Here is a 15,220-nt window from a genome sequence, read left to right on the forward strand (position 1 = left end):
TGAAAATAGACGGGACTTTGTTACGCTTATTGCTGGTTATTTATGTAGTTCACAGCGTCACCGACTGTTGCAATTTTTTCAGCATCTTCGTCAGAAATTTCCATATCGAACTCATCTTCAAGTTCCATAACTAGCTCAACTACATCAAGGGAATCAGCGCCTAAATCTTCTTTAAATGAAGCTTCCATTTTCACGTCAGCCTCATCAACGCCAAGGCGGTCTACAATAATTTTTGATACACGCTCTAATACGTCTGCCATTGCCTTTCACCTCCCCTCAAAGTATTATAGTTGATTCGTTTTTAAAAAACTAGAGAAAACGTAACGAAATTTTGATATTTCTTAGGCCATAACCATTCCGCCATCTACTTGGATGGTTTGACCTGTAATATAACCTGCTCCTTCTGAAGCTAAAAAGACAACGACGTTGCTTATATCTTCAGGCGCACCAAAGCGTGCGAGCGGGATTTGCTTAAGCATTTCTGTTTGAACATTCTCATCAAGCTTGTCAGTCATATCAGTAGAAATAAAGCCTGGTGCTACGGCATTGACTGTAATATGACGGCTTGCCAGCTCTTTCGCTGTTGTTTTCGTTAAACCGATCACACCAGCTTTTGCTGCAACATAGTTTGCTTGTCCAGGGTTTCCGCAAACGCCGACAACAGATGCTACATTGATGATTCTTCCGCTGCGCTGTTTCATCATTTGACGTGTCACAGCTTTTGTACAGTTGAAGACACCTTTTAAGTTTATGTTAATGACATCATCCCATTCATTTTCTTTCATTCTCATGAGCAGGTTGTCCTTTGTAATTCCAGCATTATTCACAAGAATGTCGATTGAACCAAATGTATCAACGGCTTGTTTCATTAATGCCTGTACTTCTTCTGCATTTGACACATCCGCTTTGACAGCAAAAGCCTGCTGGCCAAGTGCTTTGATCTCATCGACGACTTCGTTTGCTTTTGCTTCGTTGCCTGAATAGTTCACCACAACATTGGCACCTTTTTTCGCCAAATCGATCGCAATCGAACGGCCAATACCGCGTGATGCACCTGTGACAACGGCTGTTTTATTTGTAAGCATCAAGAATCCCCCTTGAGTGTTTGAATAGCTGCTTCAATTGTTGCTTGATCTGATACGGAAATGGTCGTCAGGCGGCGATTGACTTTTTTCACAAGACCTGAGAGCACTTTACCAGGACCAATTTCAATAAATGTTGTCACGCCTAAGTCAATCAGGCGTTCTACACTTTCTTCAAATCGAACAGGAGAATACAATTGTTCAATCAGCTTCGTTTCAATTTCATTACGTGATGTCACGATGTCTGCTGTTACGTTTGAAATCACTGGCGTAGCGGCATCAGAAATGTCTAATTTAGATAATACATCTGTGAATTTTTCAGCTGCTGGTTTCATTAATGCAGAATGGAAAGGTCCACTCACTTCAAGTGGAATTGCACGTTTTGCGCCCTTTTCTTTCGCTTTCTCTGATGCAAGTTCCACACCTTTTGCTGTACCAGAGATGACGATTTGCCCCGGACAGTTTAAGTTCGCGAGTTCTACAAGATGACCGCTTTCTGTCACTTCTTTTGTCACTTCTACAAGCGCCGCTTGGTCTAAGCCAAGAATCGCCGCCATTGCGCCTTCTCCTGCTGGAACGGCTTCATTCATTAATTCGCCGCGCTTTCTCACTGCGAAAACGGCATCATTAAACGAAAGAGCTCCCGCTGCAACAAGGGCTGTATATTCACCCAGACTGTGCCCTGCTGCATAATCTGCTTTGATTCCGCTCTCTTCAAACTTCTTTAAGATCGCGATGCTTGTCGTTAAAAGAGCTGGCTGTGCATTATATGTCAGCGTCAGTTCTTCTGCATCTCCTTCAAAAATCATTGAAGATAAATCAAAACCAAGGGTCTGATCTGCTTCTTCAAACACAGCTTTAGATGCTGCTTCTTGGTCAAATAAATCTTTTCCCATGCCAATTTTTTGAGAGCCTTGGCCTGGGAATAAAAAAGCAATTTTACTCATGCTGCTCTACCTCCATTACGACTCATTCGTGTCTTCTTTTTGAACTTCTTGATGAATGATAGCTGAAACGTCTTTTTTAACGATGTCGCGCGCCTGACGAATGGCATGAAAAATCGCATTTTCATCAGAGGATCCATGCGCTTTAATAACGGGCGCTTTTAAACCAAATAATGCGGCACCACCATATTCGGAGTAATCCATTTTAGATTTCATCTGCATTAATTTTGGCTTCATCATACCTGCTGCTATTTTAGCTGTGAAGCTGGATGTTAAGGTTTCTTTCAGCATTTTAAAAACAGAAAGAGCTGTGCCTTCGATCGTTTTAAGGGCGATATTCCCCGTGAAACCATCTGTGACAACGACATCAGCTACACCCTCTAATAAGTCACGCGATTCTACATTTCCTACGAAATTCAAATCTGATGCTTTTAATAATTCAAAGGTTTTTTTCGTTAAATCGTTGCCTTTTTTATCTTCTGTCCCGACATTTAAAAGTCCAACGCGGGGATTGCTCTTCGGGAAGACATGCTCTGCGTAAATAGATCCCATCATGGCATATTGCACAAGATGCTCTGGCTTTGCATCAACGTTTGCGCCGACATCCAATAATAAGAACCCGCTGCCATCAAGTGTTGGCAACGTCGGAGCAAGTGCTGGTCTGTCAATGCCATCAATTCTGCCTACGATAAACAGGCCTGCTGTCATGAGTGCCCCAGTATTTCCAGCTGAAATACAGGCATCTGCTCTTCCTTCTGAAACTTCCTGCGCCATTTTCACCATAGAAGAATCCTTTTTACGTCTCACTGCACGCACTGGCTCATCCGTTGGTTCAATGACTTCTTTTGCATCTAAGATCGTGATGCGTTCATGATTTGTTATGTATGATTTGATCTTGCTTTCATCGCCGACTAGTGTAATCTCGATATCTGAAAATGCTTCTAAGCTTTTTTGCACACCGTCAATAATGGCTTTAGGGGCATGATCTCCCCCCATTGCATCGACTGCAATTCTCATGTTATGTGCCACCTTTTACTTTTGTTTTGAGCGATACATGACGAAATCGCCTGAGAAGACAACTTCCTCACCTACATAGCTGTTTACTTCAACTACGGTTCTGCCTTTTTCTTTATCATGTGAGGCAACTTTGGCTTTTGAGACGACTCTTTCGCCTTGTTTGACCTGCCTTGTAAACTTAATATTTGCTTTTGCTGTCAAAGCCAGTTCATCGTCGATGACGGCTACTGCCAGCGAATTTGCCTGGGCAAAAAGATGATGTCCCCTGGCAATTTGGTTACGACTGAATACATGCTCTTTTCTTACTTCAAAAATGGAAATCGCTTGATCATCAAGCTCTACATCAATCATTTCTCCAATGACTTCATCCAGCGGAAGAGACTTCACTTCATCCTCTAATGTCTTTTCGGCCACGTGCTTAATTCGTTCGCGTAATTCAGGGATTGACAGCTCCAAACGGTCAAGTCGAACTGTTTGAATGCTTACACCGAATTTACTTGCCAATTCTTCATCAGTAATGAACGGAGTCGAGCTGATCGTTTGCTGGAGAAGCTTTTGTCGTTCTTTTTTATTTAGTTTCATATGCAGACACCATCCGTACATTTATGACTAGGTACTAATAGTAGTATATAATCTCATAGATGATAAATCAATCCTTGTTTCAAAAAGACAAGAAAATTCCTCCAGCACTTGATCAGCTCAATTTATCTCCGCCAAGCAAACCGCTGTCTACGAGTGTTTGCCTAAGTTCTTTGTATTCAGGGTCTGTCCAAAAGGCTTCAGACTGCACGAGCTCTGCCGCATCTTTTCTAGCGGTTTCAAGCGCTCTATAGTCATGAACCATATCTGCCACTTTAAATTCAGGCATTCCGCTTTGTTTCTTGCCAAAGAAGTCGCCAGGGCCTCTTAGTTCTAAGTCCTTTTCAGACAGTTCAAAGCCATCCGTTGTTTCAGACATGATCCGCATACGCTCTTTTCCGGTCTCTGATTTAGGGTCCGCCATTAAAATACAAAAAGATTGATGCTCTCCGCGTCCGACCCGGCCTCTTAACTGATGAAGCTGTGACAGTCCAAAGCGGTCCGCATCATAAATGACCATGATGGTCGCATTCGGCACGTTGACTCCAACTTCAACAACTGTCGTTGACACAAGGATTTGCACTTCATTGGAAGTGAAATCTCTCATCACTTGATCTTTTTCATCACTGGCGAGTTTCCCGTGCATTAAGCCGATCGACCATTTTCCGCGATACGCCTCTGTCAGCATGCTGTGAACATCAATCGCATTTTGGACATCCAGTTTGTCTGATTCTTCTATAAGTGGACAAATAATATACGCTTGTCTGCCTTTTCTCAGCTCTTTATCAACAAAAGCAAGAATCCGTTCAAGCATGTCATGCTTCACCCAATACGTTTCAATCTGCTTTCGGCCGGCTGGGAGCTCATCAATGACAGAGACGTCCATTTCTCCAAATACTGTGATGGCAAGCGTTCTTGGAATCGGCGTTGCGGTCATAAACAAAACATCTGGGTCCTGCCCTTTGCTTCGCAGTTTTTTCCGCTGTTCCACGCCGAACCTGTGCTGTTCATCTGTAATAACAAGACCAAGCTGCTGAAATTCCACTTCGTCCTGGATAAGGGCATGCGTGCCGACTAAAATATCAATATCTCCCTCTTTCAGACGTTCAAGCAGTTCTCTGCGGCGCTTTCCTTTCACTGAACTCGTCAAAAGAGCAATATTTAGCCCCCATTTTTCAAATAGCTGATACAGTGAATCGGCATGCTGTTCTGCCAAAATTTCAGTTGGCACCATCAGCGCACCTTGAAAGCCGGATAAATGAGCGGCATAAAGGGCAATTGCCGCTACAGCTGTTTTCCCCGATCCAACATCCCCTTGAAGAAGCCGGTTCATCCGGTACGGGGATGCCATATCTGACATAATTTCATCCAGCACTCTTGATTGTGCTTTTGTCAGCGGGAACGGCAGGCTATGAACAAACTCAAAGACCGCCTCTTTTGAAAACGGATGCTGGATGCCTGATGTTTTTTCTCGTTCTTTTTTTCTGATCGCCTGCATCTTCAGCTGAAAGATGAGAAATTCCTCGTACACGAAGCGTCGTCTTGCTTGCTTGAGCGAGTCTCTCGTTTCAGGGAGATGAATGGTTTTTAGTGCTTCTTGATAAGACATGAGTTTATAAGCAGCTACAAGTTGCTTTGGCAGTGGATCTTCTGCATGGTCTACATAGAGTGACAACGCTTGTTTTACAAATCGTCTCATCATCTTCACGGTTACATTTTCTTTGACTGAATAAACAGGTTCTATACTGCCATCTTGTTCGTGTGTTCCTTTTTTAAATTCCTGCACCATAATGGATTGCCGGTTTTTATCCCACTTCCCTGTGACGGATACCGTATCGCCTAAAACAAGACTTCGTTTTAAATAAGGGCGATTGAAGCATATGGCTGTAATCAAAAAACGACCGACAAGCAGCCTGAATGTCAGCCTGCTTCGTTTTTTTCCATAATAGGTGAGAACGGGCTCACTGTGCACTTTTCCTTCAACTGTGACACGTTCGTCATGTCTGACTTCTTCTAAGTTGCGAAGCTCATAGTCGTCATATCGATAAGGAAAGTAGCCGAGTAAATCGGCTACTGTGTAGATTCCAAGTTCATTTAGTGTTTTTTCTGTTTCTTCTCCAATCCCTTTGAGGGCAGAGATCTTATCTTGCAGTTTCTGTATCACGAGATGAGGTCACACCTCCGAAAATCTTCTTTTCAAGCTCCCTTGCTGTCGGTGTTGCAGCAAGTCCGCCTTGTGCAGTCTCACGAAGAGCTGTTGGCATCGTTTGACCAATTTTGTACATCGCATCAATGACTTCATCACAAGGGATGCGGCTTGTAATGCCGGCAAGTGCCATATCTGCTGCAATCATCGCATTAGAAGCCCCCATTGCGTTTCGTTTCACACATGGCACTTCCACAAGTCCTGCGACTGGATCGCAAACAAGACCCAGCATATTTTTTAAGGTGATGGCCATGGCTTCAGCGGATTGCTGCGGCGTACCGCCTGCCATTTCTACAATGGCTGCTGCTGCCATACCTGATGCAGATCCTACTTCTGCCTGACAGCCGCCTGCTGCACCAGAGATACTTGCGTTATTGGCGACAACAAAACCAAATGCACCAGATGTAAATAGGAATCTGACCATTTGTTCCTTTGTTGGCTTTAATGTTTCTTTCACCGCAAAGAGCGTTCCTGGCACAACACCTGCTGAGCCAGCTGTAGGCGTTGCACAGATCGTTCCCATTGCTGCATTCACTTCATTTGTTGCCACTGCCTTACTCACGGCATCTAAAATGGTATGACCAGACAATGTTTTGCCTGATGCGATATATGCTTGAAGTTTCACAGCATCCCCGCCTGTTAAACCAGATAATGATTTCACACCTTTCAATCCGTTTTCAACGGCCTGTTCCATCACTTCTAGGTTGCGGTACATCTGCGAGAAAATGTCTTCACGTGACTTCCCTGTCACTTCCATTTCTTGAGTAATCATAATTTCTGAAATGGAGGTATTCCGTTCTTCTGTTAGCTGCACGAGTTCTTTGACGTTTTTAAACATCATACATAACCTCCTTGTTGTTACTCTGCAATTTGTGTGACTTGAATAATGTTTGGCAGCGTCTCAAGCTCTGTTAAAACCGCTGGATCAATATTCTGATCCACTTCAATCGTCATGAGTGCTTCTTGCCCGACCTCTTTACGTGCCACTTCCATATGACCAATGTTGATGGCGAATTTCGCTAACACATTGGCAACTGCTGCAATCGTCCCGTAGCGGTCGTTATGAACCACAAGAATGGCCGGATGATTCCCTGAGAGTCTCAGTTCAAAGCCATTTAATTCTGTGATTTCAATTTTACCTCCGCCAATGGAAATGCCGATTAATTCAAGGCTTCCATTCGCATCTGAAATTTCTACTTTTGCTGTATTTGGATGCGCTGGCACCGCATCTTCTTCTTTAAACTCAATATCGATTTCTTTGCTTTTTGCAATATCAATCGCTGTTTTAATTCGTTCATCAAATGTATCAAAGTCAAGAACACCGCCGATAATGGCTACATCTGTCCCGTGTCCTTTATACGTATCTTTAAAAGAACCATAAAACGATACAGTAATTCGTTTCGGTTCTCTTCCGAACAAGCTGCGAGCCACTCTTCCAATACGAGCCGCACCCGCCGTGTGCGAACTTGATGGACCAATCATGACGGGTCCAATAATATCAAACACACTTCTAAATTTCATAGGTCTTCCCCTCTCATCACCAATCACAGATTGGTTTGTTACTCCCTTTAGACTAATGGATTCATTCGATTCCCGCAACTCATTTCACGAATGAACACATAGTAAAAAAATGCAAAAGAAGAAGAAGGGCTTCATGTGCCCTTCTTTCTTTATTCAACAGCCAAAATATATGAATAAAGCGGCTGTTTTCCATCGTGGACTTCAACTTCTACATCTTCAAATGTGTCTTCAATATATGCTTCTAAAGCTTCCATCTCATCAGATGATGCATCTTCCCCTTTGATGATTGTGACAATCTCATCATCTTCTGTCACCATTTGGGTCAAAAGCTCTTTTGCTGCATCTAATTGATTTTTAGCTGTTAAGGTGATTTTTCCATTGTATAGGCCCATATAGTCGCCTTTGGCAATGTCGATCCCATCAATTTGGGTATCTCTTACCGCAAAGGTAATTTGGCCGCTTTTCACATGATCAATCGCTTCTAACATCGCTGCTTCATTGTCTTCATTCGAAGCTGCTTCATTGAGAGAAAGAAGTGCCGACATTCCTTGAGGAACGGTCTTTGTCGGAATAACAACGACCTCACGACTTGAGACAGTTGCCGCCTGTTTAGCTGCCATGACAATATTAGAATTATTAGGTAAGATAAAGACGGTTTCGGCATGAATGCTATCAATTGCTTTGACAATGTCTTCTGTGCTCGGATTCATTGTCTGTCCGCCTTCAATGACGACGGATGCTCCGATACTTTTAAACAAGTCAGCAATCCCTTCTCCCATTGCGACACTCACTACTCCAAAACGCTGTTTTTCAGCAGCTGTTGCTTTTGGTGCAGCAGGCGAGTGATCTTTTTCTTCATTGACGATCGAGCTATGCTGCTCTCTCATGTTTTCAATTTTCATATTAATTAAGCTGCCATAGCGCTGTGCATATGATAAGACATCTCCTGGCTGCTCTGCATGAATATGAACTTTTGCAAGCGTATCATCAGATACCACAAGAAGTGAATCTCCGAATTCGCTTAATTCTTCTCTGAAGGCATTTTCGTCAAAGGACTGTTTGTCTTCTTCGAATTTCACCATAAATTCTGTACAATAGCCAAATTCAATATCTTCTGTGTTCATATGGCTTTGTGCACTTTTATGATGCTCTGCACTCACTAATTCTTTTAATGTTGGCAAAGAGGCCGTTTTAGGAGGAAGCTCTTCTCCTCTTAATGAAGCAAGGAAACCTTCATATACACAAAGAAGCCCTTTACCGCCGCTATCTACAACGCCGACTTCTTTTAAAACAGGAAGGAGATCTGGCGTGCGGTCAAGTGATGCTCTTGCTTCCTCAATCGTTAATTCAAGCACACGATCGATTTGGTCTTCTGTTGTTGAAACAGCAACCGCTTTCTTTGCTGCGTCTTTTGCAACCGTTAAGATGGTTCCTTCAATCGGTTTCATGACGGCTTTATATGCTGTATCAACACCGGCCTGCAAGGCAAGCGCAAATTCTTTTGCGTCAATTGTTTCTTTTTGTTCTATATTTTTGCTGAAACCTCTGAAGAGCTGAGACAGGATCACACCTGAGTTTCCTCTTGCCCCCATTAACAGCCCTTTCGACAGAGCCACCCCGACCTTACCAATGTGATCGGTATTTGTTTCTTCAACTGCTTTTGCCCCTGAAGTCATTGACAAATTCATATTTGTCCCCGTGTCTCCGTCTGGCACTGGAAAAACATTTAACGCATCAACAATTTGTGCGTTTTGAGAAAGATGGTGAGCACCTGCAAGAATCATTTTTGCAAATGAGCGGCCACCCAGATTTCTAATAGACAATATATTTCCTCCTTACTACGGGTTCGTAACTTTTACTCCTTGTACATAAATGTTGACTGAGTCAACTGAAAGTCCAATCGTGTGATGAATCGTATATTTGACTTTCGTTTGAACATTATGTGCGACTTCTGATATTTTTGTACCGTAGCTGACGATGATGTACATATCAATATGAATGCGATCTTCTTTTTGACGCACAAGAACACCCCGGCTGAAGTTCTCTTTGCGGAGAATATCCGTCAAGCCGTCCTTTATTTGATTTTTGGACGCCATGCCAACAATACCATAGCAATCGATCGCAGCGCCTCCTGCCACCATTGCAATGACTTCATTTGATATATCAATTTGTCCGTATTTCGTTCTAAGTTCAATGGACACATTGGTTCCCCCTTTTTGAGAAATTGCCCTGAGTTATCACTATTTTACTATAAGACCCTTCTTTTTAAAAGAAATCATTCAATCCGACCCAATCCTACTTATACTATAGCCTTGATTTTTTATCAAGATGTCAAGGTATTTTTCTTGAAAGAGGAGCAAACAATCCTTGCAAACCCCTTGAAGCTGTGGTAAATTATTAAAGTATCTTGAGGCATCTCTAAGTACGTATATGAAGAATATGATGATGTTTTCGCAGTTAGGAGGGAAACAAATGGCACGTAAATGCGTTATTACAGGCAGAAAAACAAAAGCTGGGAACAACCGTTCTCACGCAATGAACTCTACAAAACGTACATGGGGCGCGAACCTTCAAAAAGTTCGTATTCTAGTGGACGGTAAGCCTAAAAGAGTATATGTATCAGCTCGAGCTTTGAAATCTGGTAAAGTTGAGCGTGTATAAGCAAGAGTAAACGCCTGCTACAGTTAAATGTAGCAGGCGTTTTTATGTGGAAATAAAGGAGATTACTCATTAATCTTTCTTAAATGAACCAAGCATCGCACGGACAATGCCGCCAAGAAATCTAGGCAGTTTGATTGTATAAAATTTCATTTTGTCCCCCTCCTAAAAGTACCGCTTGCAGCACAATTGAGCTTAATCAGCCATCCACATTGATAGGTTGGTCAATCTTTGCTTCTTACCATTATTAATATGCCTTCATGAAAAGAAAAAGTACCATTTGAGTGGATGAGTTCGTTACTAATACATAGTGTGGAACCAGGCTCAATATGACAATTTTTCAGAGGATATTTGAAACCTTTTAATGTCAGCTTTTCAACCGATGTACCGAAGGGCAAAAACGACACATATTTTTTATCCGGGTCTTGTTTGATGTCGTATGTACCAGGTCCAAACATTTGAATGATATTTTGTTTGTCTACAAGGGTCATGCTCTGTTTGTGCTGAATGCCTTTATAAAGAAGATGGATATTCCCAAGAAAATGATCTGCTCTTCCGCCTGTGATGCCGTAAATTTGAATATGGGCTGGATTCTGACGCAAAGACCAGTTCAGCGCAAGTTCTAAATCCGTTTCATCTTTCTCTGCCTGAAATAGATTGAGTGCAGGCAATTTCTTTTTCAGTTCATGAAGCTCTTCTTCTGTCACGCTATCAAAATCACCAAATGCTCTGTCAGGTACAATGCCATGCTCTAGTAAGAAAAGGGTTCCCCGATCTACGCCGACCCAGAGAATGTCCTCCTCAGATGCTTCATGATCAAGCGGCGGGATGTACGCAAAAGGACCGCCGGCTACGATATGTATGTGCATGATTACGCTCCTCTCCATTGAAAAAGAACCAAAGATCACAATGACTTTGGTTCTTTTTCTTATGCTTCTCGAATGGCCTGAATGGCCGCCGCGCGGTCTTCTTTCCCATATACCGCTGAGCCGGCAACAAGTAGATTAGCGCCTGCTTCTTTGCAGCTCTTTGCTGTCTCTACATTGACACCGCCATCTATTTCAATGAGTAAATCGGTTAAGCCCTTTTGTTCACTAAGTGTCTTTACTTCTTTTACCTTTGAGAGAACAGAAGGAATAAACGCCTGTCCGCCAAAACCAGGGTTCACCGTCATGAATAAGACTAGGTCAACATCCTCTAACACATGCGCAATTTGAGAAACAGGTGTGTGCGGGTTTAAAACAACCCCTGCTTTGACACCTTGTTCTTTTATATGCTGAATCGTGCGATGTAAGTGTGGACACGCCTCGACATGAACAGAAATAATATCAGCGCCCGCTTTTGCAAATGCAGGGATATACTGGTCTGGCTGCTCAATCATTAAGTGAACATCGAGCGGCAGCTTTGTATGCGGCCTGATCGCCTCCACTACATTTGGTCCAAATGTCATATTCGGCACAAAATGACCGTCCATCACATCAATATGAATATAATCCGCTCCACCTTGTTCCACATCACGGATATCTTTCGCAAGATTGGCAAAATCGGCTGATAAAATGGATGGGGCAATATAAACCATGATTTAGTACCTCGGCTTTCTGTCTTTAATTTCAGTTAAAAACTCTAAATAATGCTGATAGCGATACTCTCTGATGCGATCGTCTTCTACTGCCTCTTTTACTGCACATCCAGGCTCTTTTACGTGCAAACAGCCCCTGAATTTACATTCTGCACTCTTCTCTCTGATTTCTAAGAAATAGAGCCCTAAATCTTCCGCTTCGATACCTGTAAATTCAAGCGAGCTAAATCCTGGTGTATCGGCAATGAGCCCTTCAGCCGTTCGAATGAGTTCCACATGTCTTGTTGTATGTTTCCCCCTGCCAAGATGGGAGGAAATATCATTTGTTTTCAGTGCTAAATCAGGACTCATCGCATTTAAGAGGGAAGACTTCCCTACACCTGATTGACCTGCAAATACAGTAATCTTGTGATGGAAATGCGGGGTCAGTGTTTCAATTCCATCCCCTTCGATTGTCGATGTTAAATGAACGTCGTATCCAATTTGGCGATAGTCTTCTGCATAGGCTTGAATCGTTTCTCGCTCTTGCTCTGTTTTCAGCAAGTCCATTTTTGTGATGCAGATAATCGGTTCAATCTGGCTCTCTTCAACAAGCACTAGGAATCTGTCTAACAGCGATGTACTAAAGGTCGGCTCTGCTGCTGAGAAAACGAGCACCGCTTGATCAACGTTGCTAATAGGCGGCCGAATCAGCTCATTTGTCCGCTCTTTTACTTCCAGCAAATAGCCTTCCTTATCGTTATCTGCTTGATAGACGACATAATCTCCAACAAGAGGGGTTATTTTGTTTTTACGAAAAATCCCTCTTGCTCTACACTGAATTACTTTGCCACTTTCTAGAGACTCATCCAGCACATAATAAAATCCGCTTAATGCTTTAATAATTTTGCCCTCAGGCATAAAGTCCCTCCTTTATTCATCATCAGGGTATTCAATCGTTTTGGAGCTTACTACTTTATCATCCACAGTCACCTGATAGTATCCTTTTTGACCAGGTTCTATTTTAAATTTAATCGTTCGCTCAGTGGGCGCAGTGATTTTAAAGGTTTCATATAAATCAGAAATGCTATGTTCTGCATCGTCAATGGATATTTGAACAATCATTTCTTGTCCTTCTGTTTCTGGTTCATAAGGGATCGCAATTTTTTCAGTCACCGTTTTAGCCGGTTTCTCTTTTGGACCAAGAGAGAACGTAATTTTGACCGTATCACCAGGTTTAACAGCTGTCCCCGCTCCCGGTTCTTGCTTCATGACCTCACCTTTCGGCACATCGTCAGAATATGCTTCTTTTTCATCTAGCTTTAGTCCATTATCCTCTAGATAATTTGATGCGGCCTGTTTACTATAGGTCGTTAAATCCCGTAAGGTAATATCGGCAGGGCCTATACTGACGGTCAATGTGACCTCTTCATCTGCTGCGACAAGTTCTGTATTTGCGGAAGGTTTCTGTTCCATGACAATGCCTGATTCTGTGTCATTATCATTCACTTCCTCTACAACAACCTGTTTAAACCCTTTTTTCTCTAATCGTTCTTTTGCTTTCTCGACCTTTTCACCTGTTACATCAGGTAATTCGGTTTTTTCTTTACCTGTACTTTGATAAAGTTGAATTTCTGTCCCTTCTTTTACCTTAGTTCCGATTTTCGGGTCTGTTTTGACAACCAGCCCTTTTTCAATCTTCTCGTCGGCAATATCAATGGGGTCAGAAGCGACGGTAAATCCGGCTTTCTTCAAGGTGTCTTCCGCTTTTTCAACCGTCATGCCAGAAACATCGGTCACCTCTACATCCTTTGGAAAGAGTAATCCTGGGAAGACCGTGATCGCTAAAATGGTCGCAGCCGTCAAAACAAATAAGATCGATGCTACAATCCACGGCCATTTTTTCCGTTTTTTCTTCGGCTTTTGTTTCTCTTTTTTCTTTGGTTTTTGAACCGGGTGGACGGCTGTTTTTTCATTGTCTTGATCGACTTGATGATCTTTTATAATAGGAATGGCTTTTGTTGCTTCATGATCTTCTTCAATGACAAAGCGCTTTTCTTTTAGTCTTGCAGGGTCAAAAGCCGTTTTTAAGTCTTTTTGCATTTCAGATGCATCTTCGTATCGATAGAATGGATCTTTGGCCATCGCTTTTAAAATGATGTTCTCCACGCTTTGTGGTACAGAAGGATTCCACCTTCTCACAGATGGCGGCTCTGATTGCAAATGCTTCAGTGCGACACTGACAGCGGATTCTCCTTCAAATGGCATGCGTCCTGAAATCAGCTCATAAAGAACAATACCAAGTGAATAAATGTCTGACTTTTTCGTTGCAAGACCGCCGCGCGCTTGCTCTGGGGACAAATAATGCACGGAGCCAAGAACAGAATTCGTATGGGTAATCGTCGCTGAGCTAAGTGCCATGGCAATGCCAAAATCAGTGACTTTGATATTCCCCAAGTTGTCTATTAATATATTGTGAGGCTTAATGTCTCGATGGACGAGCTGTTTCGCATGGGCTTCTTCCATCGCCGCAACGACTTGCTCCATAATGCGAACGGCTTCTTTTGGATGAAGCGGTCCATTGGCGTGTATGTATTCTTTGAGCGTCATCCCTTCGACATATTCCATGACAATATAATAAATGTCATCTTCTTCTCCTACATCGTAGATACTGACAATATTCGGATGATCTAAGCTGGCTGCTGATTGCGCTTCTCTCCGGAACCGTCTAATAAAATCATCATCGCTTGCAAAGTCAAACCGTAAAATTTTAATCGCCACTTCGCGATCTAAAATCATATCCTCCGCCAAATAAACGTTGGCCATTCCGCCTCCGCCTATGGCGCGAAGAATTTGATAACGGCCGCTGATCCTTTTTCCGATCAACACTTGCTGTCACCCTCCTCTGTTTGGGAGGAGATTTCTAACAGTACTGCTGTAATGTTATCTTCACCGCCGTTGTCATTCGCTGTTTGAACTAACTCTGTTACTTTTTCATCTGGTGCGGTTGTTTGCGATAAAATCTGAATCAGATGTTCTTCTTCTACTTTATTCGATAATCCGTCTGAGCAAAGCAAAATTTGATCTCCTGGGTCCACTTCAAAAGTTCGTGCATCAATTTGAACGTGTTTATCCGTTCCTAACGCTTTGGTCAGCACATTTTTTCTTGGATGATATTCTGCATCCGCTTTTGAAATCTCTCCTGTTTTCACTAACTCATTCACTAGTGAGTGATCATCTGTTAATTGGGTCAGTGCTCCTTCTCTTAGCAAATAGCAGCGGCTGTCACCAATATGGGCAATTGTGACCGTTTGCAAATGAACGAGCGCACAAACGATGGTCGTCCCCATTCCTTGGCACTCCTCATTGTTTTTCGCATGTTCGTATACTTGGTCATTAATATCGCTAATTTTTGAGATTAACCAATTTTCTTGATCGGCTGGTTTATTTGGAATTGAAGATGTTTGCTGCCAGTATTCTTTTAAAGAAGAAACTGCCATCTTGCTGGCTACATCACCAGCAAGATGACCTCCCATTCCATCTGCTACAACAGCTAGAAGTGTGTCTTCTTTTGCTTCAAAAATACCTGCATCATCTTCATTATGCTGACGGACTTTTCCTGTATCGGTTTGAAAGGCTGCCCTTATCAACATTC

The 15,220-nt window shown here is 42.6% G+C and carries 17 protein-coding genes; 1 reads left to right on the forward strand and 16 read right to left on the reverse strand.

Annotated features, from left to right (window positions below; genetic code table 11):
* Window positions 1-26 precede the first annotated feature (26 nt).
* The 10 genes from acpP to LCD34_RS16760 all read right to left on the reverse strand — a co-directional run bounded on the left by acpP (window position 27) and on the right by LCD34_RS16760 (window position 9,550).
* Window positions 27-260: an acyl carrier protein gene (gene acpP / locus LCD34_RS16715; protein ID WP_008344853.1), complete on the reverse strand. Its 234-nt coding sequence runs from the start codon at window positions 258-260 to the stop codon at window positions 27-29.
* An 81-nt stretch (window positions 261-341) separates the two neighbouring features.
* A complete protein-coding gene (gene fabG, locus LCD34_RS16720; RefSeq protein WP_060832327.1) occupies window positions 342-1,085 on the reverse strand; it encodes a 3-oxoacyl-[acyl-carrier-protein] reductase in 744 nt (247 codons plus the stop codon).
* Window positions 1,085-2,029 carry an ACP S-malonyltransferase gene (fabD, locus tag LCD34_RS16725; RefSeq protein ID WP_041090537.1) on the reverse strand — a complete coding sequence of 315 codons (945 nt, stop codon included), beginning with the start codon at window positions 2,027-2,029 and terminating at the stop codon, window positions 1,085-1,087. The genes fabG and fabD overlap by 1 nt, the downstream gene beginning before the upstream one ends.
* Window positions 2,030-2,044: 15 nt before the next feature.
* Window positions 2,045-3,043, reverse strand: coding sequence for a phosphate acyltransferase PlsX (gene plsX / locus LCD34_RS16730; RefSeq protein WP_017359101.1), 999 nt, complete (start codon window positions 3,041-3,043; stop codon window positions 2,045-2,047).
* 15 nt (window positions 3,044-3,058) lie between these two features.
* Complete coding sequence (fapR, locus tag LCD34_RS16735; protein ID WP_017359102.1) at window positions 3,059-3,625, reverse strand: transcription factor FapR; 567 nt, start codon at window positions 3,623-3,625, stop codon at window positions 3,059-3,061.
* A gap of 112 nt (window positions 3,626-3,737) precedes the next feature.
* Window positions 3,738-5,786 carry an ATP-dependent DNA helicase RecG gene (recG, locus tag LCD34_RS16740; protein WP_224559768.1) on the reverse strand — a complete coding sequence of 683 codons (2,049 nt, stop codon included), beginning with the start codon at window positions 5,784-5,786 and terminating at the stop codon, window positions 3,738-3,740.
* Window positions 5,764-6,666, reverse strand: a complete 903-nt coding sequence (gene sdaAA, locus LCD34_RS16745) for an L-serine ammonia-lyase, iron-sulfur-dependent, subunit alpha (protein ID WP_008354543.1) — start codon at window positions 6,664-6,666, stop codon at window positions 5,764-5,766. The genes recG and sdaAA overlap by 23 nt, the downstream gene beginning before the upstream one ends.
* A gap of 20 nt (window positions 6,667-6,686) precedes the next feature.
* Window positions 6,687-7,349: an L-serine ammonia-lyase, iron-sulfur-dependent subunit beta gene (sdaAB, locus tag LCD34_RS16750; protein WP_017367229.1), complete on the reverse strand. Its 663-nt coding sequence runs from the start codon at window positions 7,347-7,349 to the stop codon at window positions 6,687-6,689.
* 149 nt (window positions 7,350-7,498) lie between these two features.
* Entirely contained in the window at window positions 7,499-9,172 is a 1,674-nt protein-coding gene (locus LCD34_RS16755; protein WP_048002836.1) for a DAK2 domain-containing protein, read from the reverse strand.
* Window positions 9,173-9,187: 15 nt separating this feature from the next.
* Complete coding sequence (locus LCD34_RS16760; protein WP_008344871.1) at window positions 9,188-9,550, reverse strand: Asp23/Gls24 family envelope stress response protein; 363 nt, start codon at window positions 9,548-9,550, stop codon at window positions 9,188-9,190.
* Between the two features lie 271 nt (window positions 9,551-9,821).
* On the opposite strand from LCD34_RS16760, the gene rpmB reads away from it, so the two are divergent.
* Complete coding sequence (gene rpmB, locus LCD34_RS16765) at window positions 9,822-10,010, forward strand: 50S ribosomal protein L28 (protein ID WP_003212514.1); 189 nt, start codon at window positions 9,822-9,824, stop codon at window positions 10,008-10,010.
* Between the two features lie 69 nt (window positions 10,011-10,079).
* Here rpmB and spoVM read toward each other — a convergent pair whose 3' ends face one another.
* The 6 genes from spoVM to LCD34_RS16795 form a co-directional block, all read right to left on the reverse strand.
* On the reverse strand, window positions 10,080-10,160 hold the full coding sequence (gene spoVM / locus LCD34_RS16770) for a stage V sporulation protein SpoVM (RefSeq protein WP_008354550.1): 81 nt from the start codon (window positions 10,158-10,160) through the stop codon (window positions 10,080-10,082).
* 71 nt (window positions 10,161-10,231) lie between these two features.
* The gene (locus LCD34_RS16775; protein ID WP_019743293.1) at window positions 10,232-10,876 is read right to left on the reverse strand and encodes a thiamine diphosphokinase; all 645 of its coding nucleotides are present in this window, start codon (window positions 10,874-10,876) and stop codon (window positions 10,232-10,234) included.
* A 59-nt stretch (window positions 10,877-10,935) separates the two neighbouring features.
* Complete coding sequence (rpe, locus tag LCD34_RS16780) at window positions 10,936-11,586, reverse strand: ribulose-phosphate 3-epimerase (protein WP_046343514.1); 651 nt, start codon at window positions 11,584-11,586, stop codon at window positions 10,936-10,938.
* Between the two features lie 3 nt (window positions 11,587-11,589).
* Window positions 11,590-12,486, reverse strand: a complete 897-nt coding sequence (rsgA, locus tag LCD34_RS16785) for a ribosome small subunit-dependent GTPase A (RefSeq protein WP_224559769.1) — start codon at window positions 12,484-12,486, stop codon at window positions 11,590-11,592.
* A gap of 12 nt (window positions 12,487-12,498) precedes the next feature.
* On the reverse strand, window positions 12,499-14,454 hold the full coding sequence (pknB, locus tag LCD34_RS16790; protein WP_224559770.1) for a Stk1 family PASTA domain-containing Ser/Thr kinase: 1,956 nt from the start codon (window positions 14,452-14,454) through the stop codon (window positions 12,499-12,501).
* Complete coding sequence (locus tag LCD34_RS16795; RefSeq protein WP_007499667.1) at window positions 14,448-15,218, reverse strand: Stp1/IreP family PP2C-type Ser/Thr phosphatase; 771 nt, start codon at window positions 15,216-15,218, stop codon at window positions 14,448-14,450. The genes pknB and LCD34_RS16795 overlap by 7 nt, the downstream gene beginning before the upstream one ends.
* Between the last annotated feature and the right edge of the window lie 2 nt (window positions 15,219-15,220).

Origin of the sequence: Bacillus sp. RAR_M1_44, assembly GCF_020165935.1 — a bacterium.
GTDB classification, from domain to species: domain Bacteria; phylum Bacillota; class Bacilli; order Bacillales; family Bacillaceae; genus Bacillus; species Bacillus altitudinis.